Source organism: Mesorhizobium sp. CO1-1-11, assembly GCF_020164995.1.
Lineage (GTDB): Bacteria > Pseudomonadota > Alphaproteobacteria > Rhizobiales > Rhizobiaceae > Mesorhizobium > Mesorhizobium australicum.
The window spans coordinates 34,154-57,308 of the sequence record NZ_JAIUHE010000002.1 but is presented as its reverse complement, the minus strand read 5'-3'; the positions used below and the strand labels follow the sequence as shown (position 1 = coordinate 57,308).

The following is a 23,155-nucleotide window of genomic DNA, read 5'->3' as shown; positions in this document are numbered from 1 at the left end:
AGCAACGATGAGTGACAGTCTTTATCTCGATGAGGCCCGCGACCCGCTGATCATCGCGGAAGCCTGGATGAAGGACGGCAAGGATGTCGCTGTCGCGACCGTGGTCGAGACCTGGGGTTCGGCGCCGCGCCCGGTCGGCAGCCACCTTGTCATCGATGCCGATGGCAATTTCCACGGCTCTGTTTCGGGCGGTTGCGTCGAGGGCGCTGTCGTGACCGAGGCGGTCGACGTCATCGGCTCCGGCAAAGCCAGGATGCTGGAGTTCGGTGTTGCCGATGAGACCGCCTGGCAAGTCGGCCTGTCCTGCGGCGGCCGCATCAAGGTTTATGTTGAGCGATTGGGCTGACCTCCGATGGATCCTTATGCGCTGAAGACGCTCAATGCCGAGCGGCGCGCCCGCCGCGCGGCGATCCTCGTCACCGATCTCGGTGATGGTCGCGACCGTATCGTGCGGGAGGGCGATCAGGTCGCCGGCGATCTCGGAGCGGCGATCGCCAAGGCGTTTCGATCCGGCAATTCGGGGTCCGTCGAGGCGGAAGGGCGGACCTTCTTCCTCAATGCGCATCTGCCGCGGCCGCGTCTGGTGGTGATCGGCGCCGTCCATATCAGTCAGGCGCTCGCGCCGATGGCCCGGATATCAGGCTATCCCTTGGAGATCATCGATCCGCGTACCGCCTTTGCCACATCGGACCGCTTTCCCGATGTCGCCTTGCATGCCGACTGGCCGCAGGACGTGCTGGAACGCGAGCCGCTCGACGCTTACACCGCGCTCGCCGCCGTCACCCATGATCCGAAGATCGACGATTTCGCGCTGAAGGCGGCACTCGACGCCAACTGTTTCTATGTCGGAGCGCTCGGCAGCCGAAAGACGCATGCCAAGCGCGTGGAGCGCCTGCTGGCGCTGGGCGCGAGTGCGGACCAGATCGCGCGTATCCACGCGCCGATCGGGCTGGACATCGGGGCGGCAAGCCCCGCCGAAATCGCCGTCGCCATTCTCGCGCAGACCATTCTTGCCTTCCGCTCGCGCGGCCTCGATGCGAAGGGCGCGGCGGCGTGAAATTCGGTCCGATCCCGATCGACGCGGCCGAAGGGGCGGTGCTGGCGCATGCGACCGCGGCCGGCGAAAAGCGATTTCGCAAGGCGCACAGGCTGAGCGCCGAAGATGTCTCAACGCTCAAGAGGGCAGGTGTTTCGCAGGTCGTTGCGGGCGTGCTGGCGCCGGACGATCTCGGCGAGGACGCCGCGGCGCAAAAAATTGCCGAAGGCATGACCCTGGGCGGCATCGAGGCGAAGCCCGCGGCCACCGGCCGGGTCAATCTCCACGCCAAGGCGGCTGGCATCTTCACCGTCAATGCCGCTGTCATCGATGCCATCAATGCCGTCGATCCTGCCATCACCATCGCGACGCTGGCCCAGCACGCGCCGGTCGAAAAGGGCCAGATGGTCGCGACGGTGAAGATCATCCCCTTCGCGGTCTCTTCCTCGTTGGTGGCCGCCGTGACGGAAATCTGTGCCAGCGGCGAAATTTTTGCCGTCAACGCCTATCGGCCGATGCGTGTCGGCGTCATCCAGACGGTGCTGCCGGGCACCAAACCAACCGTGCTCGACAAGACGCTACGCGTCACCGAAGCCCGGCTGGCGCGCTCCGGCGGCAGGCTGACGGCGGAGCGCCGTACGCCGCATGAGATCGCCCCTGTCGCCGAGGCTGCCATCGCGCTTGCGCGCGACAACGACATGGTGGTGATCTTCGGGGCTTCCGCCATGAGCGATTTCGCCGACGTCGTTCCGGCGGCGATCGAGGGGGCGGGCGGTACCGTCATCCGCGCGGGCATGCCGGTCGATCCCGGCAATCTGCTGGTGCTCGGCACACTCGGCGGCAAGCGCATCATCGGCGCGCCTGGCTGCGCCCGCAGCCCCAAGGAGAACGGCTTCGACTGGGTGCTCGACCGATTGATTGCCGGCCTGGACGTCACCGCGCGCGACATCGCCGGCATGGGCGTCGGCGGCCTGCTGATGGAGATACCGACGCGGCCGCAGCCGCGCGAGCCGCTGCCGGCCAAAAGTCGGCTCAAGGTCGGGATCGTGCTTCTGGCGGCGGGCCGGTCGAGCCGCATGGGCGGGCCGAACAAGCTGATGGCGCTGTTCGACGGCCAGCCGCTGGTGCGCCGCACCGCCGAACGCGCGCTCGCCTCGAAGGCTTCGGGCACGATCGTCGTCACCGGTCATCAGCGCGAGCGGGTGCGCGCGGCATTGTCGGGCCTCGACGTCACCTTCGCCGACAATCCCGATTTTGCCGATGGTCTGTCGACCTCGCTTAAGGCCGGCACTGCCTATCTGCCCGAAGACGCCGCTGGTGCGATGATCGTTCTGGGAGACATGCCGGGTGTCGCATCCGACGACCTCGACAGGCTTATCGATGCCTTCCGCAGGGCCGGCGGCAACTCGGTGGTCCGTGCCACGCACCAAGGCAAACGCGGCAACCCGGTGCTTTTGCCGCGCTCGTTATTCGCGGCGATCGCCCATCTCGAAGGCGACACCGGCGCTCGCCATCTGGTGGAGGCCGAAGGGCTCGATGTCATCGATGTCGAGATCGGGGAGGGCGCGTCCGTCGATGTCGACACCCGAGAGGCACTGGAAGGCGCTGGCGGCGTGCTGCAGGATTGACAAACAGAGGCGGCATTAGCATGCCTGCGGTATGGCTATTCGTACCGTCGCGTGCCGCGCTTTCGTCACGGCAATGCTTTTCTTGTTTTCCTCGGCCGCCAGTGCCGACACATTGTCCCTGAAACCTTTCAAGGACGATCTCTTCGCCTATCCGGCGACGCTGTCATCCGACAGCAACGGCGCCTACACGGTCCTCGACTACCGCGAGATGCGCGACATCAACCAGCGCGACGAGGTGCCGGAAAAGCGCGTGCATGCCCAGTACACCGACACCGGCGTACGCAAGGTGCAGCAGGATCTGATGCTGAAGACCGACGCCGGCGATGTCAGGCATGTCGCCGTCGGCAGGACGCAAGGAGCCGCCATCATCGTGCTTTACCTGCATGGGCAGGGCGGCAGCCGCAAGCAAGGCGTCGACGATTTCACCTTCGGCGGCAATTTCAACCGGCTCAAGAACCTGATGGCCGGCAATGGCGGGCTCTATATTTCTCCGGATTTTCCTGATTTCGGCGACAAGGGCGCAGCACTGGTCGCCGCCCTGATCGACCATTATGCCGAACAGTCTCCGGGCGCGAAAATCTTCGTCGCCTGCGGCTCGATGGGCGGCGCGCTGTGCTGGAAACTTGCCGCACGCAAGGATACTGGTGGCCGCGTGAATGGACTGCTGCTGCTCGGATCGCTGTGGGACGAGGGCTTTCTCGGCAGTCCCGCCTTCAAGCGTCGCGTGCCAGTGTTCTTCGGCCAGGGCAGCCACGATGTGGTCTTTCCCGTGGCCAACCAGGAAGCGTTCTTCCGCTCCATCCTTGCCAAATCAAAAAACTATCCGACCCGCTTCGTGCGCTTCGAGACCGGCACGCACGGCACGCCGATCCGCATGGTAGACTGGCGCGGCACGCTCGACTGGATGCTGTCGAAGGCACCATAAGCCTGATGCGCTAGAGGATCTAAGGCGCGGTGTTGTAGTCGACGATCGTCTGCGGGTTCTCCTCGCCGTCATAGGACGCGTCGACGTCATACTGGACCAGCGAGAAATCGCCGTTGCGGAACAGATATGTCCCGGCATCCGAAGCATCGCCGACGCCGCGCCATTTGTTGAACGTGGTGATGGTGTGAGCGTTCTGGTCATAGTCGGAATTGACCGCCCACCCTGTGGTCCGGAAGCCGATCACCGTTACACTCAACAGCTTGCCGTCGCTGTCGTTGTTCTCGTAGCGTATATCGGTCTCCGGCTCGGCGAACTGCAATTGCCTGACACCGTCCACCTCGTCGGTCATGTAATAGACCGAGCTTTCATTGTAGGCGGCGGCCGAACAGGAGAAGTGGAACAGCCGGGTCTCCTTGTCAGGATCGTTCGGCTGAGCATTCCTGTCCTTATATTTGATCGAAAAGACCTCTGGCTCATTGGCCAGGCGGTCCTTGTCGCATTGGTCGCCATAGGTCGCCAGGAAGGCCTTCTTGGCCTGTTCCAGTGCGGTGTCCTTTTTCGGCGGCGGCGGGCCGTCGCCGCAGCTTGGCGGCAACGCCTCGTCGAAGTCGGCGGTGGAGGGCTTCAGCGCTCCCTTGTCGATGAAGATAGGCTGGAACGGCGGCGCCTGGATCTGGGCGTTGACCTGGCGCAGCGTATAGCAGCCGGCGAAAACCTTCGCCTCGCCCTTCTTGTCGGTTGCCTGGATGGCGACCGGGACGTTGTAATAGATGCTGCCCGCCGCGCCCTCGTCCGAAATCGGACCGGTCTTGACCTCCACCTTATCGGTGCCGTCATAGCCTTTGACGAATGTGTCGAAATCCTTTGCCGGCTTTGTATCACCGAAGTAGCCCCAGGCGCGGGCGAATTCATGCCGGTTGATGGCGCTGTAGAGTGAATGCACGACCGCATCCGCGCTCGACCGATCGTCGACGTAAGGCGCTTCGGGCGTATCGGCTGCGGCCAATGCCGCGTGGCCTGTCGTGGCAAGGGAGAGAAGGGCAGTCGCTGCGAAAAGGGCGCGTCTCATCGGGAATCTCCGCTCGATAACGAAGATTCTACCACGGCGATTGCGGCGACGTGGTGACGCCATGCGCCCGCCGCTTGAAGAATCGCGCCTGAGAGCGCTACGTCCTCGCGCCGGCGTTCCTGCCGGACAGGAGATCCGACGTGACGATATCGATGTATGAGGCATCCGTGCCCGTGTTTTCAGCCAGGCTGAAAGCACTTTCCAGTGTGCTGGCTGCAGCCGAACAGAATGCGCTTGACCGCAAGATCGACCCGCAGGTGTTTTTGACGGCGCGGCTGGCGCCCGACATGTTCGCACTTGCCAGGCAGGTGCAGATCGCAACCGACCATGCCAAGGGCGCGCCTTCACGGCTGGCCGGCCGCGAAGTGCCTAAATATGAGGACAATGAAGCAAGCTTCGCCGATCTCGAAGCGAGGCTCGCCAAGACGGTCGCCTACCTGGCGACTTTTTCCGCAGCCGATATCGACGGGTCGGATGACCGGATGATCGAACTGAAGCTGGGGGGCCGGGAAACGACGCTAAGCGGCATGCAATATCTGCTGCATGTGGCCATGCCCAATTTCTATTTCCACCTGACCACCGCCTACGACATCCTGCGCCACAATGGCGTGCCGTTGGGCAAGGCGACATTCCTCGGATCGCGTTGAGAAATCGGACTTTGAGATGTCCCGGGTCGATCCGGGACATCTCGCACCTGCTTAGCGGATGGACATTTCGCGGGCGATGCGCGGGAAATCGGCGGGCTTGATGCCGATGTCGGCGCGCTCGGCATTGCTCATCGAATAAAGGAGCGCGAGCGCCGCGCGATATCTCAGATGTTCCTGCGGGCGCGGCCGGGCGAACATTTCCGTGAAGAAACCCATGATTCAGGCTCCTGGTTGGTCCTCCACATCAGGCAATATAGGTGAATCGTGAAGATTGTGCAGTGCAGCATACGCATGCCTGCCATGTCCGGATGGTTTTTGTAAAATTTTTTTGCAGCAAGGTGAAACTCTTGCGGCGCGCCCAACGTAGGCTTCGAAGCTGGTACATGGCCAGTTTTTCCTCCCCACTCCTGGCGAATTTCCGGACTGCATGAACATGCGGCCGGCTTTTGCCGGCGCCTCCGGCAACGATCCCCTGAAGGGAAATTAGTTAAGACCGGCGGCATTTATTTTTAACGAGCTGGTTCTATGGTCTGAAACTCGAACTGTCGGGCATGGGGGAGGCTGATATCGCTACTGGCGCCAAGCGGGATTTTGCGTCACTGCTCGACGACCTCTTCGTTGCCACCGAAAAGGGCAACGGCAGTGAGGGCGTAGAGACCGGCGCGCGCCCATCCATCCCGTTCGACTATCTCTCGGTCGCCGATGAACTCCATTCCGGCCGCATCAAGGTATCCGCTGCGGAATATCGCGAGGCCGGCGCTGATCTGGCCAGCGAATTTGCCGCCGTGCTTGAACAGGCAAGGCTGGCGCTGGCTGGCGAAGAGCCGAAGCCGGAAGAAACATTGCCGCCAATCGATCCTGAATCGATTGCGGTCGAACTGGGTCTGGAGCAGTTTAAGAGCGCCGCCGACTTCGGCCGCATGCGCCGCAGCTTTGCTTTCGCCAACCATCCCGATCGCGTCGCCCCGCATTTGCGCCAGCGCGCCATGATCCGCATGCAGGTGGCCAACATGCTGATCGACGAGGCCAAGCGCCGCGCCGTGGCCGCCGCACGACGCTAAGCCCGCTCTGCTCACGCAAAAGTCGGCCTGGCAAGGCTTGGAGAGCGCTTCCGCTTTTCCTATAAGATGCGAACTCCTCCCCGCGCAGCCGCGCATACATGCCCTCCGGAGCAGAATTCCATGCACAAACGCCGTCTCGGTCGGACCGATCTTCTTGTTACCCAGATCTGCCTTGGTTCGATGACCTGGGGCCAGCAGAACACCGAGGCCGAGGGCCATGCCCAGATGGACCTGGCCTTCTCGCGCGGCGTCAATTTCATCGACACCGCCGAACTCTATCCGATCCCGCCCAAGGCGGAGACGCAAGGACGGACGGAGAAGATCATTGGCAGTTGGATGAAGGCCAAGGGCAACCGCGACAAGGTGATCCTGGCCTCCAAGGTCGTCGGCCGCACGGCCAACAGCTGGTTTCGCGGAGACCGGCCCTCGCAATTGGTGCGGGCCGATATCTTCGATGCCATCGACAAGTCGTTGGCCAAGCTTGGCACTGATTATCTCGACCTTTATCAAATCCATTGGCCGGAACGGGACATCCCCTGGGGCGCCAACCCGACGCGCGTCGGCGCCGTGGCGCGGCGTGCCGATTCTGTCGGCGCACCGGTCGGTGAAACGCCGATCGCCGAGACGCTCGCGGTGTTCGATGACCTGGTGAAGGCAGGAAAAATCCGCCATTTCGGTCTCTCCAACGAGAGTTCCTGGGGCGTGATGCGCTTCCTTGCAGAGGCCGACAAAGGGATCGGTCCTCGCGTCGCCTCGATCCAGAATGCCTACAACCTCGTCAACCGCACTTTTGAGGTGAACCTCGCTGAGGTCTGCGAGCGCGAAGGGGTGTCGCTGCTTGCCTATTCGCCGCTTGCCCAGGGTTATCTGACCGGCAAATACGATCATGGCGCCCGCCCGCAGGGCTCGCGCTCGCAGCTGTTCAACCGCGGCCAGCGTTACGAGACGCCCAATGCCGCCGAAGCGCAGCTCGAATACAATGAACTGGCACGGTCTTTCGGCCTGGAGCCGGCGCTGTTTGCCAATGCCTATGTCTCGAGCCGGCCCTTCGTGACCTCCAGCATCATCGGCGCGACAACCATTTCCCAACTGGAGATGGCGCTGTCTTCGGTGGATGTCGTCTGGACTGAAGAAATGCAGAAGGCGGTGGATGCCGTTCACCAGAGGGTCGGCAATCCCTGCCCGTGACCGAGCCTGGAATTGTCGTGTAGCAGCAAAGGGATGGAGACCATGGTGGATTTTTCGATCGAGGCCGTGCGTGGAAAATTCCCCGCTCTCTCGCTGACCGACAAGGGCCGGCGGCGCATCTATCTCGACAATCCTGCCGGCACGCAGGTGCCGCAGGCCGTGGCCGACGCGGTGTCGCGCTGCCTGCTTACGACCAACGCCAATCTGGGCGGTTATTTTGAAACGACGATCGCGGCGCAGCAGGTCGTTGACGAGGCGCATCTGGCGATGGCCGACTTCCTCGGCGCGGCGAGCCGGCACGAGATTGTCATCGGCGCCAACATGACGACGTTGACCTATCATATGTCACGTACGCTCGGCCGCACGATGAAATCAGGCGACGAGATCATCCTCACCCGCATGGATCATGAGGGCAATGTGTCGCCCTGGCTGCAACTGGCCGAGGACCTCGGCCTCGTCGTGCGCTGGCTGCCGTTCGACGAAAAGACCTGGCAGATCGAGGAGGCGACGCTCGCCGGTCTGCTGTCCGGGAAGACAAGGCTGGTGGCATTGAACTACGCCAGCAATCTCACCGGCTCGATCAACCGGGTCAGGTCCTTGACCCAACTTGCAAAACGGGCCGGCGCGCTGGTTTATGTCGATGCGGTGCAATTCGCACCGCATGGGCTGATCGATGTGCAGGAACTCGGCTGCGATTTCCTGATCTGCTCGGCCTATAAATTCTTCGGTCCGCATATGGGCATCTTGTGGGGCCGGCGCGACGTCGTCGAAGGTCTGCAAGCTTATAAGTGCCGTTGCTCCTCGAACGGCTTGCCGGAACGGTTCGAACTCGGCACGCCGCAGGTCGAACTGATGGCCGGCTTGACCGCCGCCGTCGACTATTTCGCCGAGCTCGGCGCGGCGGCAGGTGAGGGTGGTTCAAGAAGGCAGAAGATCGCCAAGGCGTTCCAGGTCTCCATTGCCCATGAAAACCCGCTGGCGCAAAGGCTGATCGATGGCTTGTCCGACATTTCCGGGCTGACGGTCCGAGGCATCACCGATCCGAAACGGCTCGGCGATCGTGTGCCGACTGTCTCCTTCACCGTCGATGGCATTGTCCCCGAAACGATCGTGCGGCAGATGAACGCCGAGAACATCTTCGTGTGGTCGGGCCACAACTATGCCTGGGAGATCGTCCATCAGCTCGGCATTCCGGCCGAGCAAGGCGTCGTGCGCATCGGCATCGCCCATTACAACACCGCGTCCGAAATCGACGAGACGCTGGAAAGCGTGCACCGGGTGATTGCCATGCTCAGGCAGCAACGCTCCTGACTTGGGTTTGAACTCTCACCGCGCCTTGCCGCCAAAGCCGGTGAGGAATGCGGTGAGATTGGCGCCCAGTTCGTCGCAGAGATAGCCGCCTTCCTGGACGATGACCGCCGGCAGGCCGAGCCCGGCGATGGCCTCGCCGATGCGCGAGAAGCCCGGCGTCGTCACCGAAAGCCCGCCGAACGGATCGCCCTCGAACGCGTCGAGGCCGAGCGCCACGACCAGCGCATCGGGGGCGAAGGCGCGGATACGCTGGAACGCCACGCCGAGCCCTTCCAGAAACGCCGCATCCGCGGATTTGCGCGGCAGCGGCAGGTTGAAATTATAGCCAAGCCCGGGACCTTCACCGCGCTCGTCGGCATGGCCCCAGAAGAACGGGTAGAACCGCACCGGATCGGCATGCAGCGACACCGTCAGCACGTCAGGTCGCGCATAGAAAATGCCTTGCGTCCCGTTGCCGTGATGCAGGTCGACATCAAGGATCGCGACGCGGGCCGCCTGCCTGCGCAGCACTTGCGCCGCCACGGCTGAGTTGTTGATGAAGCAGAAGCCGCCGGCGACATCGGCGAAGGCGTGGTGGCCGGGCGGGCGGCACAGCGCATAGGCGGCCGACGCTCCGGCCATGACGGTTTCGGCGGCCTCGACCGCGCTCCAGGCGCTCCACAGCGCGCTCTGCCATGTCTCGCCCGAGATCGGGCAGGCGGTGTCGGCCATGTGGTAGCCGGCTTGGCCCACTGCTGAGGCCGGATAGGAGCCGTTGCGGGCGATCGGGTGGATGTTGGGAATGACCTCGGCCGACGCCCCTTCGATCCGCTGCCAGCGTTCGAAAATATGTTCGAGGAAGTCGAGATACTCGGGTGTGTGCACCGCCGAGATCGGACCGAGGCCGTGATCGCGCGGTCGCTCGACCGTGCAACCAGCGGATTTTGTGCCGGCTAACAATCTTTCGACGCGTTCCGGCTGTTCAGGGTTGGGCTGTGCCGCGCCACTGGAAAGAAAGGCCTTGGGATCGTGGCGCTTCTGCTCCTGCGCATAGAAGGCCTTCATTGCTGCTCCCCATTTTCCGGCGCGTCGGCGAAGGCGAAAAAGGCCCCACCGATGATTTTCTGCGTCTGCTCGTAGCTCGACCAGGCAATGCCCAGCCGTTCGTAAAAGGACTTGGCACCCTCATTGTCGGTGTCGACCGACAGCCTCAGATACACGCCGCCCTCTTTGCGGCACTCGGCAGCCACGCGTCGCAGCAGGCGTTCGCCGATCTTGCGGCCGCGAAACCGGTCCTCGACATAGAGGTCCTGCACATAGACGCCAGGCCGTCCCATCCAAGTCGAGAAGATCGGGAAATGCAGGCACAGCCCGGCGAATTCGCCGTCGACTTCTGCGATCAGGGTCGAGAAGGCGGGTTTTTCGCCAAAGCCCCAGCTTCTGAGATCGTCCGCTGTCGAGATGATTTCCTCGGGCGCCCCGATATGAGTGCCAAGCTTCAGGATCGCCGCGTGAATGGTTTCGACGTCATCGATGGTGCCGGGGCGAAGGATAACCGCACGCGTGACAGGTACAGTGGCAGGACCGGGCGCTGTCATCTCGTCAAAAAGCCACCCTGTCGCCGCCCTTGAGCGCCAGCATGTCGCGCGCGTCGGCCGGCGTGGCGACCTCCAGCGACAGTCCATCGAGAATGCCACGGATGCGCCGCACCTGGTCGGCGTTGGACTTCGCCAGCTGGCGGCCATCATAGAGGCTGTCCTCCAGTCCGACCCGCACATTGCCGCCCATGGCTGCGGCGATCGAGATCAGCGGCATCTGGTTGCGGCCGGCGGCCAGCACCGAAAACTGGTAGCTGTCGCCGAACAATTTGTCGGCGATGCGCTTCATATGGACGAGGTTGTCCGGGTCGGCGCCGATGCCGCCCAGGATGCCCAGCACGAATTGGATGAACAGCGGCCCCGAAACCAGCCCCCGGTCGCGGAAATGCGCCAGCGAATAGAGGTGGCCGACATCGTAGCACTCGAACTCGAAGCGGGTGCCGCAGCCCTTGCCCAGCCGCTCGATCACGCCTTCCATGTCGGCGAAGGTGTTCTTGAAGATAGTGTCGCGGGTGGCCTGGAGCAGCTTCGGTTCCCACTCGTGTAGCCATTCCCTTGGCTTGTCGAGCATCGGGAACAGCGCGAAATTCATCGAGCCCATATTGAGTGAGCACATCTCGGGCTGAGCCCGAAGCGGCGCCGCCAGCCGCTGGTCCAGCGTCATCAGCGAGGAGCCGCCTGTCGTGATGTTGATCACCGCATCGGTCGCCTGCTTGATGCGCGGCAGGAACTCCATGAACACTTCGGGGTCGGCGGTCGGGCGGCCATCTTTGGGATCGCGGGCGTGCAGATGCAGGATCGAGGCGCCGGCCTCGGCCGCGGCGATAGCGTCCGCGGCGATCTGGTCCGGCGTCACCGGCAGATAGGGCGACATCGAGGGCGTGTGTACCGAGCCTGTAACGGCGCAGGTGATGATGACTTTTCGCGGCGCCATTTTCCGCTACCCCCGGCCTTCGACCGGCAGGTCGAATTCGCCCGCCAGAACCTCAAGCGAGTCGCCGATAATGGAGATGATCTCGCCGACCTGCTCGCCGGTGACGATCATCGGCGGCGCGACCATGAAATTGTCGCCGTCGACGCCGCCCTTGACCCTGCGGCCATAGATGATCAGCCCGCGCTCATAGGCGAGATCGAGCAGGCGCTGCGTGGCTTTTTTGCTCTGCTCGATCGGTTTCAGCGTATCGGGATCGGCGACCATTTCGGCGCCCGTAAGCAGCCCCTTGCCACGCACATCGGCAATGAAGGGGAACCGCTTCGCAAGTTCCTTCAATCCGTCCATCAGCACGTTGCCCATGGCAGCCGCATTGGCAATCAGGTCGAGCCGGTCCATTTCGCCCAGCACCGCAAGCCCGGCGGCGCAGGCGAGCGGATTGCCGGCATAGGTGTGGCCATGCTGGAAGCCGCCGGTGGCGAGAAGCGGCTCGACCAGTCGCATCGGTGCGGCCAGCGCGCCGAGCGGCGCATAGCCCGAGCCTAGGCCCTTCGACAGCGCGACGATATCAGGCTTGCAGTTCCAGTGGTCGCCGCCGAGGAATTTGCCGGTGCGGCCGGCACCGCTCATCACCTCGTCGTGGATGAGCAGGATGCCGTGGCGATCGCAGATTTCGCGGATGCGCGCATAATAGCTGTCGGGTGCCACCAGGGCCGCGGTGGCCGCGCCGCCGATCGGCTCCATGATGAAGGCGACGACGCTTTCGGGACCTTCAGCGAGGATCTTATCCTCCAGCATGTCGGCGTAGCGGACGCCACGCTGCTCCATCGAGAGATTGTCGCGATTGCGCCAGGCGGCCGGTGCCGGGACGGTCGGCATCACCCGCATCATCGGCGTAAAAGTCTCGGCCAACGCGTCGTCGCCGGTGATCGAAAGCGAACCGAGCGTGCCGCCGTGGTAGGAAGGAAACCGCGTGATCACCTTCCAGCGGCTGGCCTGGCCGGTGGCCACAGCCCATTGCCGCGCCAGCTTGATGCAGGATTCCGTCGCTTCCGAGCCGCCGGACACGAAAAAGATGCGGTCCATGCCTTCCGGCAACTTTCCGGCCAGTTCGCGCGCCAGTTCTTCCGCCGGCTCGTTCTCGAAATGCAGCCGGTAGGCAAAGGTGGCGCGGTCCATCTGCCGCTTCATCGCATCGAGCACATTGCGGTTGGAATGGCCGATATTGGCGACCATTGGGCCGCTCGATCCGTCGATGAAACGGCGGCCGTCCTGCGTCCACATGTAAATGCCTTCGGCGCGGTCGATCAGCGGCCGGCGCAGGCTGGAGAGGTAGAACAAATGCGATTGGCGCCGGGCATCAGTGTCTTGAACGGCGGTCTGGGCTTTCGACATGTCAGGACTTTCCGATATAGCGGTCGAGGACATTCTGAGTGACCCGTTCGACCATCGGGTCTTGTCTTAGCAGGCCGGCGACCCATTCGCAGCTTCCGGCATGGAACACCTCGCCCTTGCCGCGCGGGAAGTTGACGATCATGCCATTGCCGCGTTTGACCTTTTCGAGATTGGCGTCGCTTGCCTCGCCAAACAAGGTCTCGGCGGTGAAGCGGCCATCCTCGTCGGTGAGGAACTGGTCCTCGATCGGAATATCGGCGCTTTCCTCGACCTGGCTAGCCATGCCGACGGCCAGCACTTGCAGGCCGTCGGGCGCGCCGCTGTCTGGCGTGGGGTAGGGCAGCCCACCGCGGATCTCGAAATCGAGCCCGTCGACCTCATAGCCATAGACGTGGCTGTCGGCGCCCAGCAGGTCGCCATAGTAGATGCCGGTGCCGGCAAAGGCCCAGTGCTCCGGCCGATAGACCGGAAAGCCGCGTACGCCACGTGGCGCGCAGCCACCCCAGCCGGCATAGACGCCCCGTGTCGCATTGAGCCCGAAGGTCGCCGAACCCGGCCGGCCGATTTCCGGTGCTTCCCAGGAATTGGTGGCGCGGGTCACGTCGCCGCCGCGATAGGCCGGGTCCTCGGTGCGGGCGCGATATTTGTAGCAGACCTGCCGGCGGCCCTCATCTTCCAGCCGCGTCTGCCACATGAAATTGCCGGCAAAACGCGCCGCATGGCCGCCGCGTTCGACATAGAAGTCGACCGCGTCGCGCATCTCCCAAGTCCAGTATTCGTCATGGCCGACGAAGACCGCGCAGTCATAACCGTCGAGAATCTCGGGCGAGAAGTGGAGGTCATGCTGACTGGCGAGGTCGACGCCGTAGCCTGATCGTTCGGCGAAGCGAAAAAAATGACTGTCATAGCTGGCCCAGCCCGACGAGGCGTATTTCTTCGAATGGCCGGTGGCGAGCGCCCATTCCATGTGCGGATAACGCGGCACGGTCTTCGGCGGCACCGCCACCTCCAACGGCACGCGCGGTGCATCCCCGGGCAACACGACGAAGCCGCGGCACCAGGGGCGCTGCGTCGACACGATGGGCGAGTACTGGTCGCGGTCGGGCCCGGTGATGCCCTGATAATGGTTGGAGCCGCCCCAGGTGTTGTAGGCAAGCCAGGTGCCCGTCGCCGCCACCTGCAGCACACGGCCAGGTTTCTTGCCGGGCTGGGGAGAGACGATGAAAATGTGGTGACTTTGGATCGGCTTGCCGTCGCGTCCGTCGGCGGTCAGCGTTATCAGGTAGGCGCCGGAGGGCCAGTCGCTCTCCACGCGAAATTCGAAGGAGGCTTCCCAGCCGCAGCCTTCGATCGAGCACTGCTCCGGACTGTCCTGCCAGCGCGATGCGATATCAGATTTCTCGAACACCCTCGTCTCGGCACCGCCGTCCCGGACGATCGTCATGCCGAAGGACGGAGCGGTCGAGCTGACATGCAGCGTAACAGTCTCACCGGCGCGATACGAAAACCGGTCGCTGTAGCACCAGATTTCGCCGCGCTCGCCATCCATGCCTGGCCACTCGTAATAGTGGCCGCGAACCGCGTGGCGGCGCTGCTCGGCTGTCAGCCCGAAATCGGGGAATTCGGTCGGCGGATTGATCATGAAGTCCTGGCCCATCTGAGGCCCATTTCGGCGATCCGCCCGCCAGGCGTCAAATGGAAACGATCATGCCAGCATTCGTTAGCCGTACCCTTGGCCGCTTTCGCCAAACCGACTATCTCAGTAAGACGGCGGCAGTTCCGCCATGGGGACAGGGCATGCTCAGGGTTCAACAGGTCAAGGTTGACGACATCTACGTGCCCACGGCGCGGAAGAAGACGCTGCACCCCGAGACCGTCCGGCATCTGGCCGAGGACATACTCGAGAACGGCATGAAGACGCCGATCCAGGTCCGCCACGATGGCAAGCGGCACATACTTGTCGAAGGCCTGCACCGGCTCGAAGCCGCCAAATGGCTGGGCGAGACCGTAATCGACGCCTACCTGGTGCAAGCCAAGCGGCACTGACACGCGCTCCGCTCACGGTTTTCAACCTGCGTTTCCAGAATTTTTCGCGGGCGATGTCGGTTTGCTTTGCGTCGGCTCGTCCTTGGGACGGAAGCCAGATCAAACCGAGGAGACCACCGTGGCCACCAAGCTCGACATCGCCCCCGCCGACGACCGCGAACTGGTTCTCGCCCGCATCATCGATGCACCGCGCGGGGACGTCTATCGCTGCTGGACCGAACCGAAATTGATCACGCAATGGTTCGCGCCAAAGCCGTGGACGACGCCGCGTGCCGAGATGGATGTGCGCACCGGTGGCAACAGCCTAGTCGTCATGGCAGGGCCCGACGGCAACGAGTTCCCCAACCCCGGCGTCTTCCTCGAGGTCGTTCCCGGCGAGAAGATCGTCTTGACCGATGCTTATACCCAGTCATGGCTGCCATCGGAAAAACCGTTCATGACAGTCGTACTGACCTTCGAGGACGAGGGCGAGGGCAAGACCCGCTACATCGCGCGCGTCCGGCACTGGAGCGTCGCCGACCGCGAGCAGCACGAGGCCATGGGCTTTCACGCCGGTTGGGGCCAGTGCACCGATCAGCTCGAAGATCTCGCCAGGACGCTCTGACAGAGCCACACCGGAGGAGTTCGACATGTCCAAAGTTCTGTTTTTTGCCATTTTTGCCTCGGCCGCTGCGCTTCTCGCTTGCCCGGGCACCATCAATGCAGAGGAGACAAAGCCTGCCATGACGACCGAAACGAAAACACTGCCGAAGCCACAAAAGTCCGGCCTGTTGCCGATCAATGGCGTGAATTACTATTACGCCGTCTATGGCAAGGGTGAGCCGCTGCTTCTGCTGCATGGCGGCCTCGGCTCCACCGACATGTTCGCGCCGATCCTGCCCAAGCTTGCCGAAAACCGCACCGTCATCGGCGTTGACCTGCAGGGGCATGGCCGCACCGCGCTTGGGGACCGGCCATTCAGCCTGCAGGCGATCGGCGACGACATGGCTGGTATCGTCAACACACTCGGCTACGACAAGGTCGACGTCATGGGCTATTCGCTGGGCGGCGGGGTTGCCTTCCGCATGGCGGTCCAGCATCCCGAGGCCGTGCGCCGGCTGGTCCTTGTTTCGACCGGTTATGCCGCCGACGGCTTCTACGACGAGATGCGTCCGCAGCAGGCACAAGTGAGTGCCGCCGCCGCGGCGTACATGAAAGACACGCCGATGTACAAATCCTACGTCGCCGTCGCCCCACATCCGGAGGACTTCCCGAAACTGCTCGACGCGCTCGGCAATTTCATGCGCCAGAACTACGACTTCTCGGCTGACGTTCCCAAGCTGAAGATGCCCGTGATGCTCGCCTATGGCGACAACGACATGTACAAGCCCGAGCACGAGATCAAGTTCTACCAGATGCTCGGCGGCGGCCTGAAGGATGCCGGCTGGATGCGCGAGAACCTGTCGCGGAACCGGCTGGCCATCCTGCCCAACCGCACCCACTACGATGTCTTCTTCGCTCCGGAACTGACGGCCGCCGCACTGCCGTTCCTCGACGGCGAGACAAGGGTGAAGAGCTGGGACGAGGTGGTCGGCGAAGCCGAATGACCCCTGCCTTCTCCGCCGGCCGTCTCCTGCGAGACAGCCGGCGTGCTGTTTAGGAAGCCTTGGCCCGGCGCGGCTGCCTCAGATGCTTGATGCCGCTCATTTCGACGAAGTTCGTCGCCGACTCCCAGAGATAGTCGCCGTAAAGAAACGGCGCGAAGGGTTCGGCGCCGTCCAGCGGCAAAGGCGAGATTTCCGCGTCGACGCGTGGCTCGTAGAAGAACGGGATCGAGAACCGCACCGTTTTTGGCGCAATGACCCGGTGCCGTGTCGCCCGCACGCGGCCGCCGGTCCAGCGTTCCAGCAATTGGCCGAAATTGACCGCCAGCGTGCCATCGGCTGGAGGCACGTCGATCCATTCGCCGGCGAGGTTCTTCGCCTGCAAGCCCTCGACGCCGTCCTGCGCCAGCAAGGTGACGAAGCCTGAATCGGCATGTTCGCGGCCTATGATGGTGCGCGTCTCGCCTTTGTGGGTCACCGAAAACTCGGGCCCACTGGTATCGACGCCCGCACTGGCGTCGCGCAGCGGATAGCGGATCAGGCGCAGCGTCGAGATGCCACCGTCGAAATAGGCATCGAAGGTCATCTCAGGCAGGCCAAGCCCGCGGGCGATCGACCGCATCAGCATGGTGCCGACCGTTTCCATCACGCGATAGTAGTCGGCTGCGGCAGCGCGCCAGCCCGGCAGGGCATGCTCGTCCGGCAAGGGTGTCGGCTCGCACAAGGGATCGTCGGAAGCCGTGCCTCGCGCCGCATCGGCAAGGTCTGGCCCCATGTCGATGCCTTCCTTGTAGGAAACGGCTTGCGGCTGCAGCGGAAACCAGCCGCGGTAGAAATTTTTCTTGGTGTGATCGAAATTCCAGCGCAGCAATTCCTGCTTCTCGGCGTCAGGAAGCGCGAAGATGCGCAGCAATTGCGCGCGCTTGTCGGGCGTCAGCCAGTCATCGCCGGGAAAATCCCGGACCGCCAGGAAGCCGATGCCGGCCGCCGCGGCCATGATCCCGGCGTCGGCACGGTCGCGCGCGGGCGAGGGCGACCCGAACAGGGCCGCGATGCCGATCGTTTCGATGTCGGGTGTCATGACAATCCTGCTGCATCACGATAATCGATGACCTTGTATCAAAGCTTTTCAATTGACCCAATCGACCTCGCCGTTACTTTTGCCGCCTGTTCACTCCACCAATGGATCCAGGCGATGGCAAAATACGAGGGCGGATGCCTGTGCAGGGCCGTGCGCTATCGCACCGATGCCGCCTCCATCAACGAGCGCATCTGCCATTGCCGGCTTTGCCAGAAGGCGATCGGCGCGGCGTTCAATGCGCGTGTTCTTTTCCGCATCGACGATGTGACGGTCGAGGGCCCGTTGGCCACGGTCAACACCTCGCCGGACCTCAAGCGCGGGTTTTGTCCGGCCTGCGGCACGACCCTGTTTTCGCGGCGCGATTCCGCCGGCATCATCGGCGTGACGACCGGTTCGCTTGACGACCCGTCGCTGTTCAGGCCCCAGATGCACATCTGGACCGTCTCGAAACAGCCCTGGGTGATGCTGGATGACGGCCTGCCGCAATTTGAAGGCGCTCCGCCGGCCTAGCTTCCTTCTTCCCCGTGAAGGGAAAGGACGTGCCCCAGGATGACCAAAAATTAATCCAAAGAGACACGTGATAGCCGGCAAAGCGTCATTGGCGGGCCATCTTTGTCTCCCTATCTAAGCGTCGCGGGCCCGGCATTCGAGGAGACGACGGATGAACGACAGCATCAGCACCCTGGACGAGCTTTTGAGCGATCCTATGGTCCTGCTCGTGATGGAACGTGACCGTGTGCGCCCGGAACAGGTGCGCATGCTGCTCGAGCGGGCTCGCCGGCCCTCCACGGAGGAGCCTGTCGTGCCGCCCGCCCATGTTATTGCCAGGACCTGCCAGAAACTTTGGCTCTGCCCATAATCGTCTTGCCAACCTCCAGCCATGGGAGCATCGCCGGCCCTTCGGGCCGGTTTGAACCGTGCGCGTCCGACGCGGCGGTGCCAGCTTACAAATCCGTAAATTGATTATCCGCCGCATGACGGTATGCCTTGCCGGGCACCGATCTCCTCCGATGGTGCCTTTGCAACTCCGATCTCTCCCGGATGGAACCCGACATGGCTGATATCTGCACGCAAGGCGTCGACACGGGCTTTGTCGGCCTTGGATTTGCCAAGGTCGCATTCCTCGGCCTGGTGCAAGGCATAACCGAACTGCTGCCGATTTCCTCGACCGCCCATATGCGCATCGTGCCGGCGGTGCTTGGCTGGCAGGATCCGGGTTCCGCCTTCTCCGCCGCCATGCAGCTTGCCGCCCTTGACGCCGTGGTCAGCTATTTCTGGGGCGATGTCAGGGATCTCCTGTTCGGTTCGATCGACGCTCTCACACGGCGCGATTTCGCCGATCGGCATTTCCAACTGGCTTCCTGGATCGTGCTGGCGACAATCCCGATTGTGATCGCCGGCGTGGTACTTTCGGGTGTTCTCAACACCTGCAATTCGCCGTTGCGCAGCTTGAGCGTGATTGGCTGGGCCTGCATAGGCATGGCTATCCTGCTGGCCCTGGCCGAGATTTTCGCCCGCCACAAGCGCACCATCGGCGAAGCGTCGCTCGCCGACGCGCTTCTTGTCGGTGTCGCCCAGGTCGGCGCGCTGATCCCGGGCGTCTCTCGCTCCGGTTCGACGCTGACGGCGGCACTGGGGCTCGGCTTCAAGCGGGCCGAGGCGGCACGCTTCTCGTTCCTGCTCGGGCTGCCGGCCATCGCGCTCGCCGGCCTCAAGGAATTGTGGGAACTGCACAAGGTGCATCTCGATGCCCATGGATGGTCGGTTCTTGGCCTGGGGCTGCTCGTCGCCTCGATTTCGGCCTTCTTCGCCATTTGGGGCCTGATGCGTGTGCTGGAACGCTTCTCCGCCTGGCCCTTTGTCATCTACCGTGGCCTGCTTGGCGTCGTCCTGTTGCTGGGTGTGGCGATGGGATGGCTCGTCTAGCTCCCTAGCCCGAACCTCGGTGTTGCGCTGCTGCAACCCTCGAAGGGGCATGCGGCGTCCCTCCAAGATGTGATCGGCCGGTTTGGTTGACTTCGGGATACAACCGCCCTTAACGTTCTGTTAACAAAACAGATGGGCGGGGCCGGATGGCATCCTCGATGGGTTGGCGCCGGAAGGCGAAGGGGCTGGGGCTTGCGATTGCCCTGATTGCTTTCTGTTCGGCGGCGAATTCCGCCTACACGGCTCCCGTTTCCATGGCTATCGGCGGCTCGACGTCCCAGCCGATCGGCCACTATGATTTTTGCAAGATTCATGCCGCCGAGTGCTCGATCCGTTCATCCGACAGCGAGCCGGAACAGATGACTGGCAAGCTGTTGCGGGAGATCAGCGCCGTAAACCTCTCGGTCAACGCGCGCGTCAAGCCGATGAGCGACATGGACAATTACGGCAAGGAGGAATGGTGGGCCTATCCGGACAATGGCTTCGGCGATTGCGAGGATTACGCGCTGGAAAAGCGGCGTGAGCTCAACAGCCTGGGCATCGCCATAGCCAATCTCCTGATGACGGTGGTTCGCAAGCCGGACGGCGAAGGCCATGCCGTGCTGACGGTGCGCACCGACAAGGGCGACTTCATCCTCGACAATCTCGTCGACAAGGTTCGCCTCTGGAACCAGACCCCGTATCGCTATCTCAAAAGACAGGCGAGCGACAATGCCGGGCGCTGGGTCTCTATTCTTGCCGGCGAGGAGAAGCTGGTCAGCGCCGTCAAATAGTCGCTGCCGACGTCCGGGCGATAACCATACTTCTTTCAGCAAATCCTTCATCGTGCCGGCAAGCGGTGCTATCCACGACAGTTCGTTGGAATGGCAATCCGGAACGCGCATGGATTTTTTGACCGTCCTGTATTCGGCGCCCTTGCTGCTGAGCTTGTTCAAGGCGGCGTTGCCGTACGCGGTCGCCACGACAGCGGCATTCGGCCAGTGGTTCGCTTCGGTGCCGCCGTGCCGCGACGTCTCCTTCGAGGCTACGAGCTTCCTCGTCTGCGAGGTCGATCCGAAGCTCTATTCAATCGAACTGTTCTGGAAAGACCCGGCAGGCAAGCCCTTTCAGTCGCTGCACAATCTCGACAACGCCCAGCGCATGGCCGGCCGGACCATGCTGTTTGCCATCAATGCCGGCATGTACCACCCCGATCTCAGGCCGGTCGGCCTCTACGTCGAACGCGGCCGGGAAATGGCCGGTGTGAAAACGGGATCGGGAAGCGGCAATTTTTCGCTGCAACCGAATGGCATCTTCTATATCAGCCGCGGCAAGGCCGTGGTGCGGGCGACCAAGGACTTCGTCAGGCAGCGGCCAGCCACCGACTATGCGACACAATCAGGGCCAATGCTGGTGATCGACGGCCAGCTTCACCCGAAATTCCAGGCCGACGGCACCTCGCGCAAGAGCCGCGATGGCGTTGGAGTGCGAAAGGACGGTGTTGCCGTCTTTGCCATCTCGAACGGCACGGTGACGTTCCATGCCTTCGCCCGCCTGTTTCGCGACGCGCTCGGCTGCGACAACGCGCTCTTTCTCGACGGCACGATATCGAGCCTGCTCGCTCCGGCCATCGGCCGCAACGACGACTACTGGAATCTGGGGCCGATGATCGGCGTCTTCAGGAAGCGCGGCTGATGCACGGCGCCCTCAATCGCGAGACGCGCTAAATCCCTGCATCACGCCTGCCGCGCAGTCTGATGACAAGCACGGCGATGATGATCGCCACCACCATGGCCGCGATCACCGCCAGGCCGAACAGGCTGGTCGCGTCGAATTCGGGGAGATTGTCGGCTCCTTTCGCCACCAGCCATCCAGGCGATAGCACGACCGGCGCCCAGATGATCGCCGACAGGATGTTGGCGACCTGGAAGCGCCGCCTGTTCATGCCCATCATGCCGGCGACCAGCGGCACGGTGGCACGCACCGGACCGAAGAAGCGGCCGACGAAAACGGCGGCGACACCGTAGCGGTGGAAGAACAGGCGCGCCCTGGCGATCTCGCGGCGATAGCGGTTGAGCGGCCATTTGTGGACGACGCCGCGCCCCAGCCATTTGCCGAGGAAATAGGAGGTGGTGTCGCCTAGCGCCGCGCCGAGCATCGCGGCGAGGAGAACGGGCAGGGGCTGGACGATACCGGCGCCCACCAGCCCGCCGACGATGATCAGCACCGTGGTGCCAGGCAACAAGATGCCGACCAGCACCAGCGACTCGCCGAAGGCCAGCAATCCGACCACGAGGCCCGCCCAAGCCTGATGGTTCTCGATAAAACACACGCTCTGGTCGATGAACGACTGCACGCAAGCTCCCTGTTAAAAGTGTTCCTCAGCCGCCGCTGTCGAGCAGGCTCCTGAGTTCGTCGAGCTTGCCGTTGACGAGCCAGCCGTAATAGTTCTCGACCGGTAGCTTGCGGCCCTTGGCGCTGGCAAGGGCGCCGGCCCGCACCCCGTCTCAACAGCCACATCATGGCCCTGTCAAGGCTTGGCCGGGCCGCTGCCGACGACTGTCAGAAAGCGGCCACAGCTATGGTAAAAAACTTGATTCAAACTTTATTGGTAATTTCTCGTTCATAACTCGTCTGGTTGTCCGTCGGCCGTCGCCTTCGGTCTGTTGTGTTCGAGTACAGGTCCAGATGCGGTTACCAGGCGTCGTGAGTTTCGTGATCGCATCGCTGTGCCTTGCCGGCTGTTCGTCGACATCGGGCATGGATGCGCTCGACATGCAGAAGCCGTCCAATGAAGTCACCAGTTCGGTGGTGCGTCCAAGCGCGCCGATCGCGTCCGTTCCGGTGGCCAGGGCAAACGCGGCGCGCAAGCGGATTGAGGTTGCGGCAGAGGATACCACCGCTCGGCCTTATGGCCTTGCCGAGGAAGAGACAGTGGCGTTTCCCGCACCCGAACTGCCCGACAGCGTCGAGCCGCCGATCGAGGAGGCAGCCCTGGTGTCGCCGCCGAAGCTGTTGTCGCGGGCGGCACCGTCCATGCTGGCCGGCCCGGTCACGCGTTATGGCTTCCGCGATGCCAAGCCGATCAATTTCGGCCGCTCGTCGCCCCGTCACCTTGCCGTGCACGGGGTGGACGTGTCGCGCTGGCAAGGCAACGTCAACTGGGAGAAGCTGCGCGCCCAGGGCGCCAACTTCGCCTACATCAAGGCGACCGACGGCGGCGACCACCTCGACCCCCTGTTTATGAAGAACTGGCGTGATGCCGACGCCGCGGGCCTGAAGCGCGGTGCCTATCATTTCTTCTACTGGTGCCGCACCGCCGGCGAGCAGGCCGACTGGTTCATCCGCAACGTGCCGAAGGTCGACGGAGCGCTGCCGCCGGTGATCGACGTCGAGTGGAACGGCGACTCCAGCTGCCAGCGGCGCCCGTCGCGCGAAAAGGTGCTGGAAAAGATGCAGGTGTTCATGGACAAGCTGGAGCGCCACTACGGCCAGCGGCCGATCATCTACACGGCGCCCGATTTCTATCGCGATAACCTCCAGGGCGCATTCCCGGATTACCCGTTCTGGCTGCGCGCCGTGGCCCGGCATCCGTCAAAGGTCTATCCCGATCGCAAATGGCTGTTCTGGCAATATTCCGGCTCCGGCCTGTCGCATGGCGTGACCGGCCGCATCGATCTCAACGTCTTCCATGGCGATGAGCGGCAATGGCGCGCCTGGGCCGGCGGCGGAGGTCGGGCCGTGATGGCCGACGCGGATTAGAACCGATGCT

Annotated in this window: 27 protein-coding genes; 17 read left to right on the top strand and 10 right to left on the bottom strand. The window is 63.2% G+C overall.

Annotated elements, in window-relative coordinates:
- Positions 1-7: 7 nt before the first annotated feature.
- The 4 genes from LB554_RS02230 (at position 8) to LB554_RS02215 (ending at position 3,589) form a co-directional block, all read left to right on the top strand.
- Positions 8-346: an XdhC family protein gene (locus LB554_RS02230; RefSeq protein WP_015318120.1), complete on the top strand. Its 339-nt coding sequence runs from the start codon at positions 8-10 to the stop codon at positions 344-346.
- A 6-nt stretch (positions 347-352) separates the two neighbouring features.
- On the top strand, positions 353-1,057 hold the full coding sequence (locus LB554_RS02225) for an XdhC family protein (protein ID WP_224582971.1): 705 nt from the start codon (positions 353-355) through the stop codon (positions 1,055-1,057).
- Positions 1,054-2,664: an NTP transferase domain-containing protein gene (locus LB554_RS02220; protein ID WP_224582970.1), complete on the top strand. Its 1,611-nt coding sequence runs from the start codon at positions 1,054-1,056 to the stop codon at positions 2,662-2,664. The genes LB554_RS02225 and LB554_RS02220 overlap by 4 nt, the downstream gene beginning before the upstream one ends.
- Before the next feature lie 73 nt (positions 2,665-2,737).
- On the top strand, positions 2,738-3,589 hold the full coding sequence (locus tag LB554_RS02215; protein ID WP_015318117.1) for an alpha/beta hydrolase family protein: 852 nt from the start codon (positions 2,738-2,740) through the stop codon (positions 3,587-3,589).
- A gap of 19 nt (positions 3,590-3,608) precedes the next feature.
- On the opposite strand, the gene LB554_RS02210 is transcribed toward LB554_RS02215, so the two are convergent.
- Positions 3,609-4,658: a DUF1176 domain-containing protein gene (locus tag LB554_RS02210; protein ID WP_224582969.1), complete on the bottom strand. Its 1,050-nt coding sequence runs from the start codon at positions 4,656-4,658 to the stop codon at positions 3,609-3,611.
- Positions 4,659-4,798: 140 nt separating this feature from the next.
- On the opposite strand from LB554_RS02210, the gene LB554_RS02205 reads away from it, so the two are divergent.
- A complete protein-coding gene (locus tag LB554_RS02205) occupies positions 4,799-5,305 on the top strand; it encodes a DUF1993 family protein (protein WP_015318115.1) in 507 nt (168 codons plus the stop codon).
- Between the two features lie 51 nt (positions 5,306-5,356).
- Here LB554_RS02205 and LB554_RS02200 read toward each other — a convergent pair whose 3' ends face one another.
- Positions 5,357-5,521, bottom strand: a complete 165-nt coding sequence (locus LB554_RS02200; protein ID WP_015318114.1) for a hypothetical protein — start codon at positions 5,519-5,521, stop codon at positions 5,357-5,359.
- 335 nt (positions 5,522-5,856) lie between these two features.
- Here LB554_RS02200 and LB554_RS02195 point away from each other — a divergent pair, with 335 nt between their 5' ends.
- The 3 genes from LB554_RS02195 (at position 5,857) to LB554_RS02185 (ending at position 8,865) form a co-directional block, all read left to right on the top strand.
- Positions 5,857-6,366: a hypothetical protein gene (locus LB554_RS02195; protein ID WP_181171187.1), complete on the top strand. Its 510-nt coding sequence runs from the start codon at positions 5,857-5,859 to the stop codon at positions 6,364-6,366.
- Between the two features lie 120 nt (positions 6,367-6,486).
- A complete protein-coding gene (locus LB554_RS02190) occupies positions 6,487-7,554 on the top strand; it encodes an aldo/keto reductase (RefSeq protein ID WP_140717412.1) in 1,068 nt (355 codons plus the stop codon).
- Between the two features lie 42 nt (positions 7,555-7,596).
- A complete protein-coding gene (locus LB554_RS02185; RefSeq protein WP_224582968.1) occupies positions 7,597-8,865 on the top strand; it encodes a cysteine desulfurase-like protein in 1,269 nt (422 codons plus the stop codon).
- A gap of 15 nt (positions 8,866-8,880) precedes the next feature.
- On the opposite strand, the gene LB554_RS02180 is transcribed toward LB554_RS02185, so the two are convergent.
- From LB554_RS02180 to LB554_RS02160, 5 genes are read right to left on the bottom strand one after another with little or no spacing between them, the layout of a single operon-like run.
- The gene (locus LB554_RS02180; protein WP_224582966.1) at positions 8,881-9,909 is read right to left on the bottom strand and encodes a histone deacetylase family protein; all 1,029 of its coding nucleotides are present in this window, start codon (positions 9,907-9,909) and stop codon (positions 8,881-8,883) included.
- Positions 9,906-10,442 (bottom strand): GNAT family N-acetyltransferase, encoded by a 537-nt coding sequence (locus LB554_RS02175; RefSeq protein WP_224582964.1) that lies wholly within the window; start codon positions 10,440-10,442, stop codon positions 9,906-9,908. Before LB554_RS02175 ends, LB554_RS02180 begins: the two co-directional genes overlap by 4 nt.
- Positions 10,443-10,446: 4 nt before the next feature.
- Entirely contained in the window at positions 10,447-11,376 is a 930-nt protein-coding gene (locus tag LB554_RS02170; protein ID WP_224582962.1) for a 3-keto-5-aminohexanoate cleavage protein, read from the bottom strand.
- Between the two features lie 6 nt (positions 11,377-11,382).
- A complete protein-coding gene (locus LB554_RS02165; protein WP_224582960.1) occupies positions 11,383-12,768 on the bottom strand; it encodes an aspartate aminotransferase family protein in 1,386 nt (461 codons plus the stop codon).
- A 1-nt stretch (position 12,769) separates the two neighbouring features.
- Entirely contained in the window at positions 12,770-14,410 is a 1,641-nt protein-coding gene (locus tag LB554_RS02160) for a N,N-dimethylformamidase beta subunit family domain-containing protein (protein ID WP_224583196.1), read from the bottom strand.
- A gap of 155 nt (positions 14,411-14,565) precedes the next feature.
- Here LB554_RS02160 and LB554_RS02155 point away from each other — a divergent pair, with 155 nt between their 5' ends.
- The 3 genes from LB554_RS02155 (at position 14,566) to LB554_RS02145 (ending at position 16,400) form a co-directional block, all read left to right on the top strand.
- Positions 14,566-14,814, top strand: a complete 249-nt coding sequence (locus LB554_RS02155) for a ParB N-terminal domain-containing protein (RefSeq protein ID WP_140617245.1) — start codon at positions 14,566-14,568, stop codon at positions 14,812-14,814.
- Positions 14,815-14,932: 118 nt separating this feature from the next.
- Entirely contained in the window at positions 14,933-15,418 is a 486-nt protein-coding gene (locus LB554_RS02150; RefSeq protein ID WP_224582957.1) for an SRPBCC family protein, read from the top strand.
- A 25-nt stretch (positions 15,419-15,443) separates the two neighbouring features.
- Positions 15,444-16,400, top strand: coding sequence for an alpha/beta fold hydrolase (locus tag LB554_RS02145; RefSeq protein WP_224582955.1), 957 nt, complete (start codon positions 15,444-15,446; stop codon positions 16,398-16,400).
- Positions 16,401-16,449: 49 nt separating this feature from the next.
- Here the strand turns inward: LB554_RS02145 and LB554_RS02140 are convergent, their stop codons facing one another.
- A complete protein-coding gene (locus LB554_RS02140; RefSeq protein ID WP_224582954.1) occupies positions 16,450-17,478 on the bottom strand; it encodes an isopenicillin N synthase family dioxygenase in 1,029 nt (342 codons plus the stop codon).
- A 114-nt stretch (positions 17,479-17,592) separates the two neighbouring features.
- On the opposite strand from LB554_RS02140, the gene LB554_RS02135 reads away from it, so the two are divergent.
- The 5 genes from LB554_RS02135 to LB554_RS02115 all read left to right on the top strand — a co-directional run bounded on the left by LB554_RS02135 (position 17,593) and on the right by LB554_RS02115 (position 21,078).
- On the top strand, positions 17,593-17,988 hold the full coding sequence (locus tag LB554_RS02135; RefSeq protein WP_015318101.1) for a GFA family protein: 396 nt from the start codon (positions 17,593-17,595) through the stop codon (positions 17,986-17,988).
- Between the two features lie 151 nt (positions 17,989-18,139).
- A complete protein-coding gene (locus tag LB554_RS02130; RefSeq protein WP_140616965.1) occupies positions 18,140-18,337 on the top strand; it encodes a hypothetical protein in 198 nt (65 codons plus the stop codon).
- Between the two features lie 194 nt (positions 18,338-18,531).
- Entirely contained in the window at positions 18,532-19,404 is an 873-nt protein-coding gene (locus LB554_RS02125; protein ID WP_224582953.1) for an undecaprenyl-diphosphate phosphatase, read from the top strand.
- A 146-nt stretch (positions 19,405-19,550) separates the two neighbouring features.
- Positions 19,551-20,177 (top strand): transglutaminase-like cysteine peptidase, encoded by a 627-nt coding sequence (locus tag LB554_RS02120; protein ID WP_140616963.1) that lies wholly within the window; start codon positions 19,551-19,553, stop codon positions 20,175-20,177.
- A gap of 109 nt (positions 20,178-20,286) precedes the next feature.
- Positions 20,287-21,078, top strand: coding sequence for a phosphodiester glycosidase family protein (locus LB554_RS02115; RefSeq protein WP_224582952.1), 792 nt, complete (start codon positions 20,287-20,289; stop codon positions 21,076-21,078).
- 28 nt (positions 21,079-21,106) lie between these two features.
- Here the strand turns inward: LB554_RS02115 and LB554_RS02110 are convergent, their stop codons facing one another.
- Positions 21,107-21,739: a DedA family protein gene (locus tag LB554_RS02110; protein ID WP_224582951.1), complete on the bottom strand. Its 633-nt coding sequence runs from the start codon at positions 21,737-21,739 to the stop codon at positions 21,107-21,109.
- Between the two features lie 25 nt (positions 21,740-21,764).
- The gene (locus tag LB554_RS02105) at positions 21,765-21,884 is read right to left on the bottom strand and encodes a DUF1402 family protein (protein ID WP_411962609.1); all 120 of its coding nucleotides are present in this window, start codon (positions 21,882-21,884) and stop codon (positions 21,765-21,767) included.
- Between the two features lie 187 nt (positions 21,885-22,071).
- On the opposite strand from LB554_RS02105, the gene LB554_RS02100 reads away from it, so the two are divergent.
- A complete protein-coding gene (locus tag LB554_RS02100) occupies positions 22,072-23,145 on the top strand; it encodes a GH25 family lysozyme (RefSeq protein WP_224582950.1) in 1,074 nt (357 codons plus the stop codon).
- The last annotated feature ends 10 nt before the right edge of the window (positions 23,146-23,155 follow it).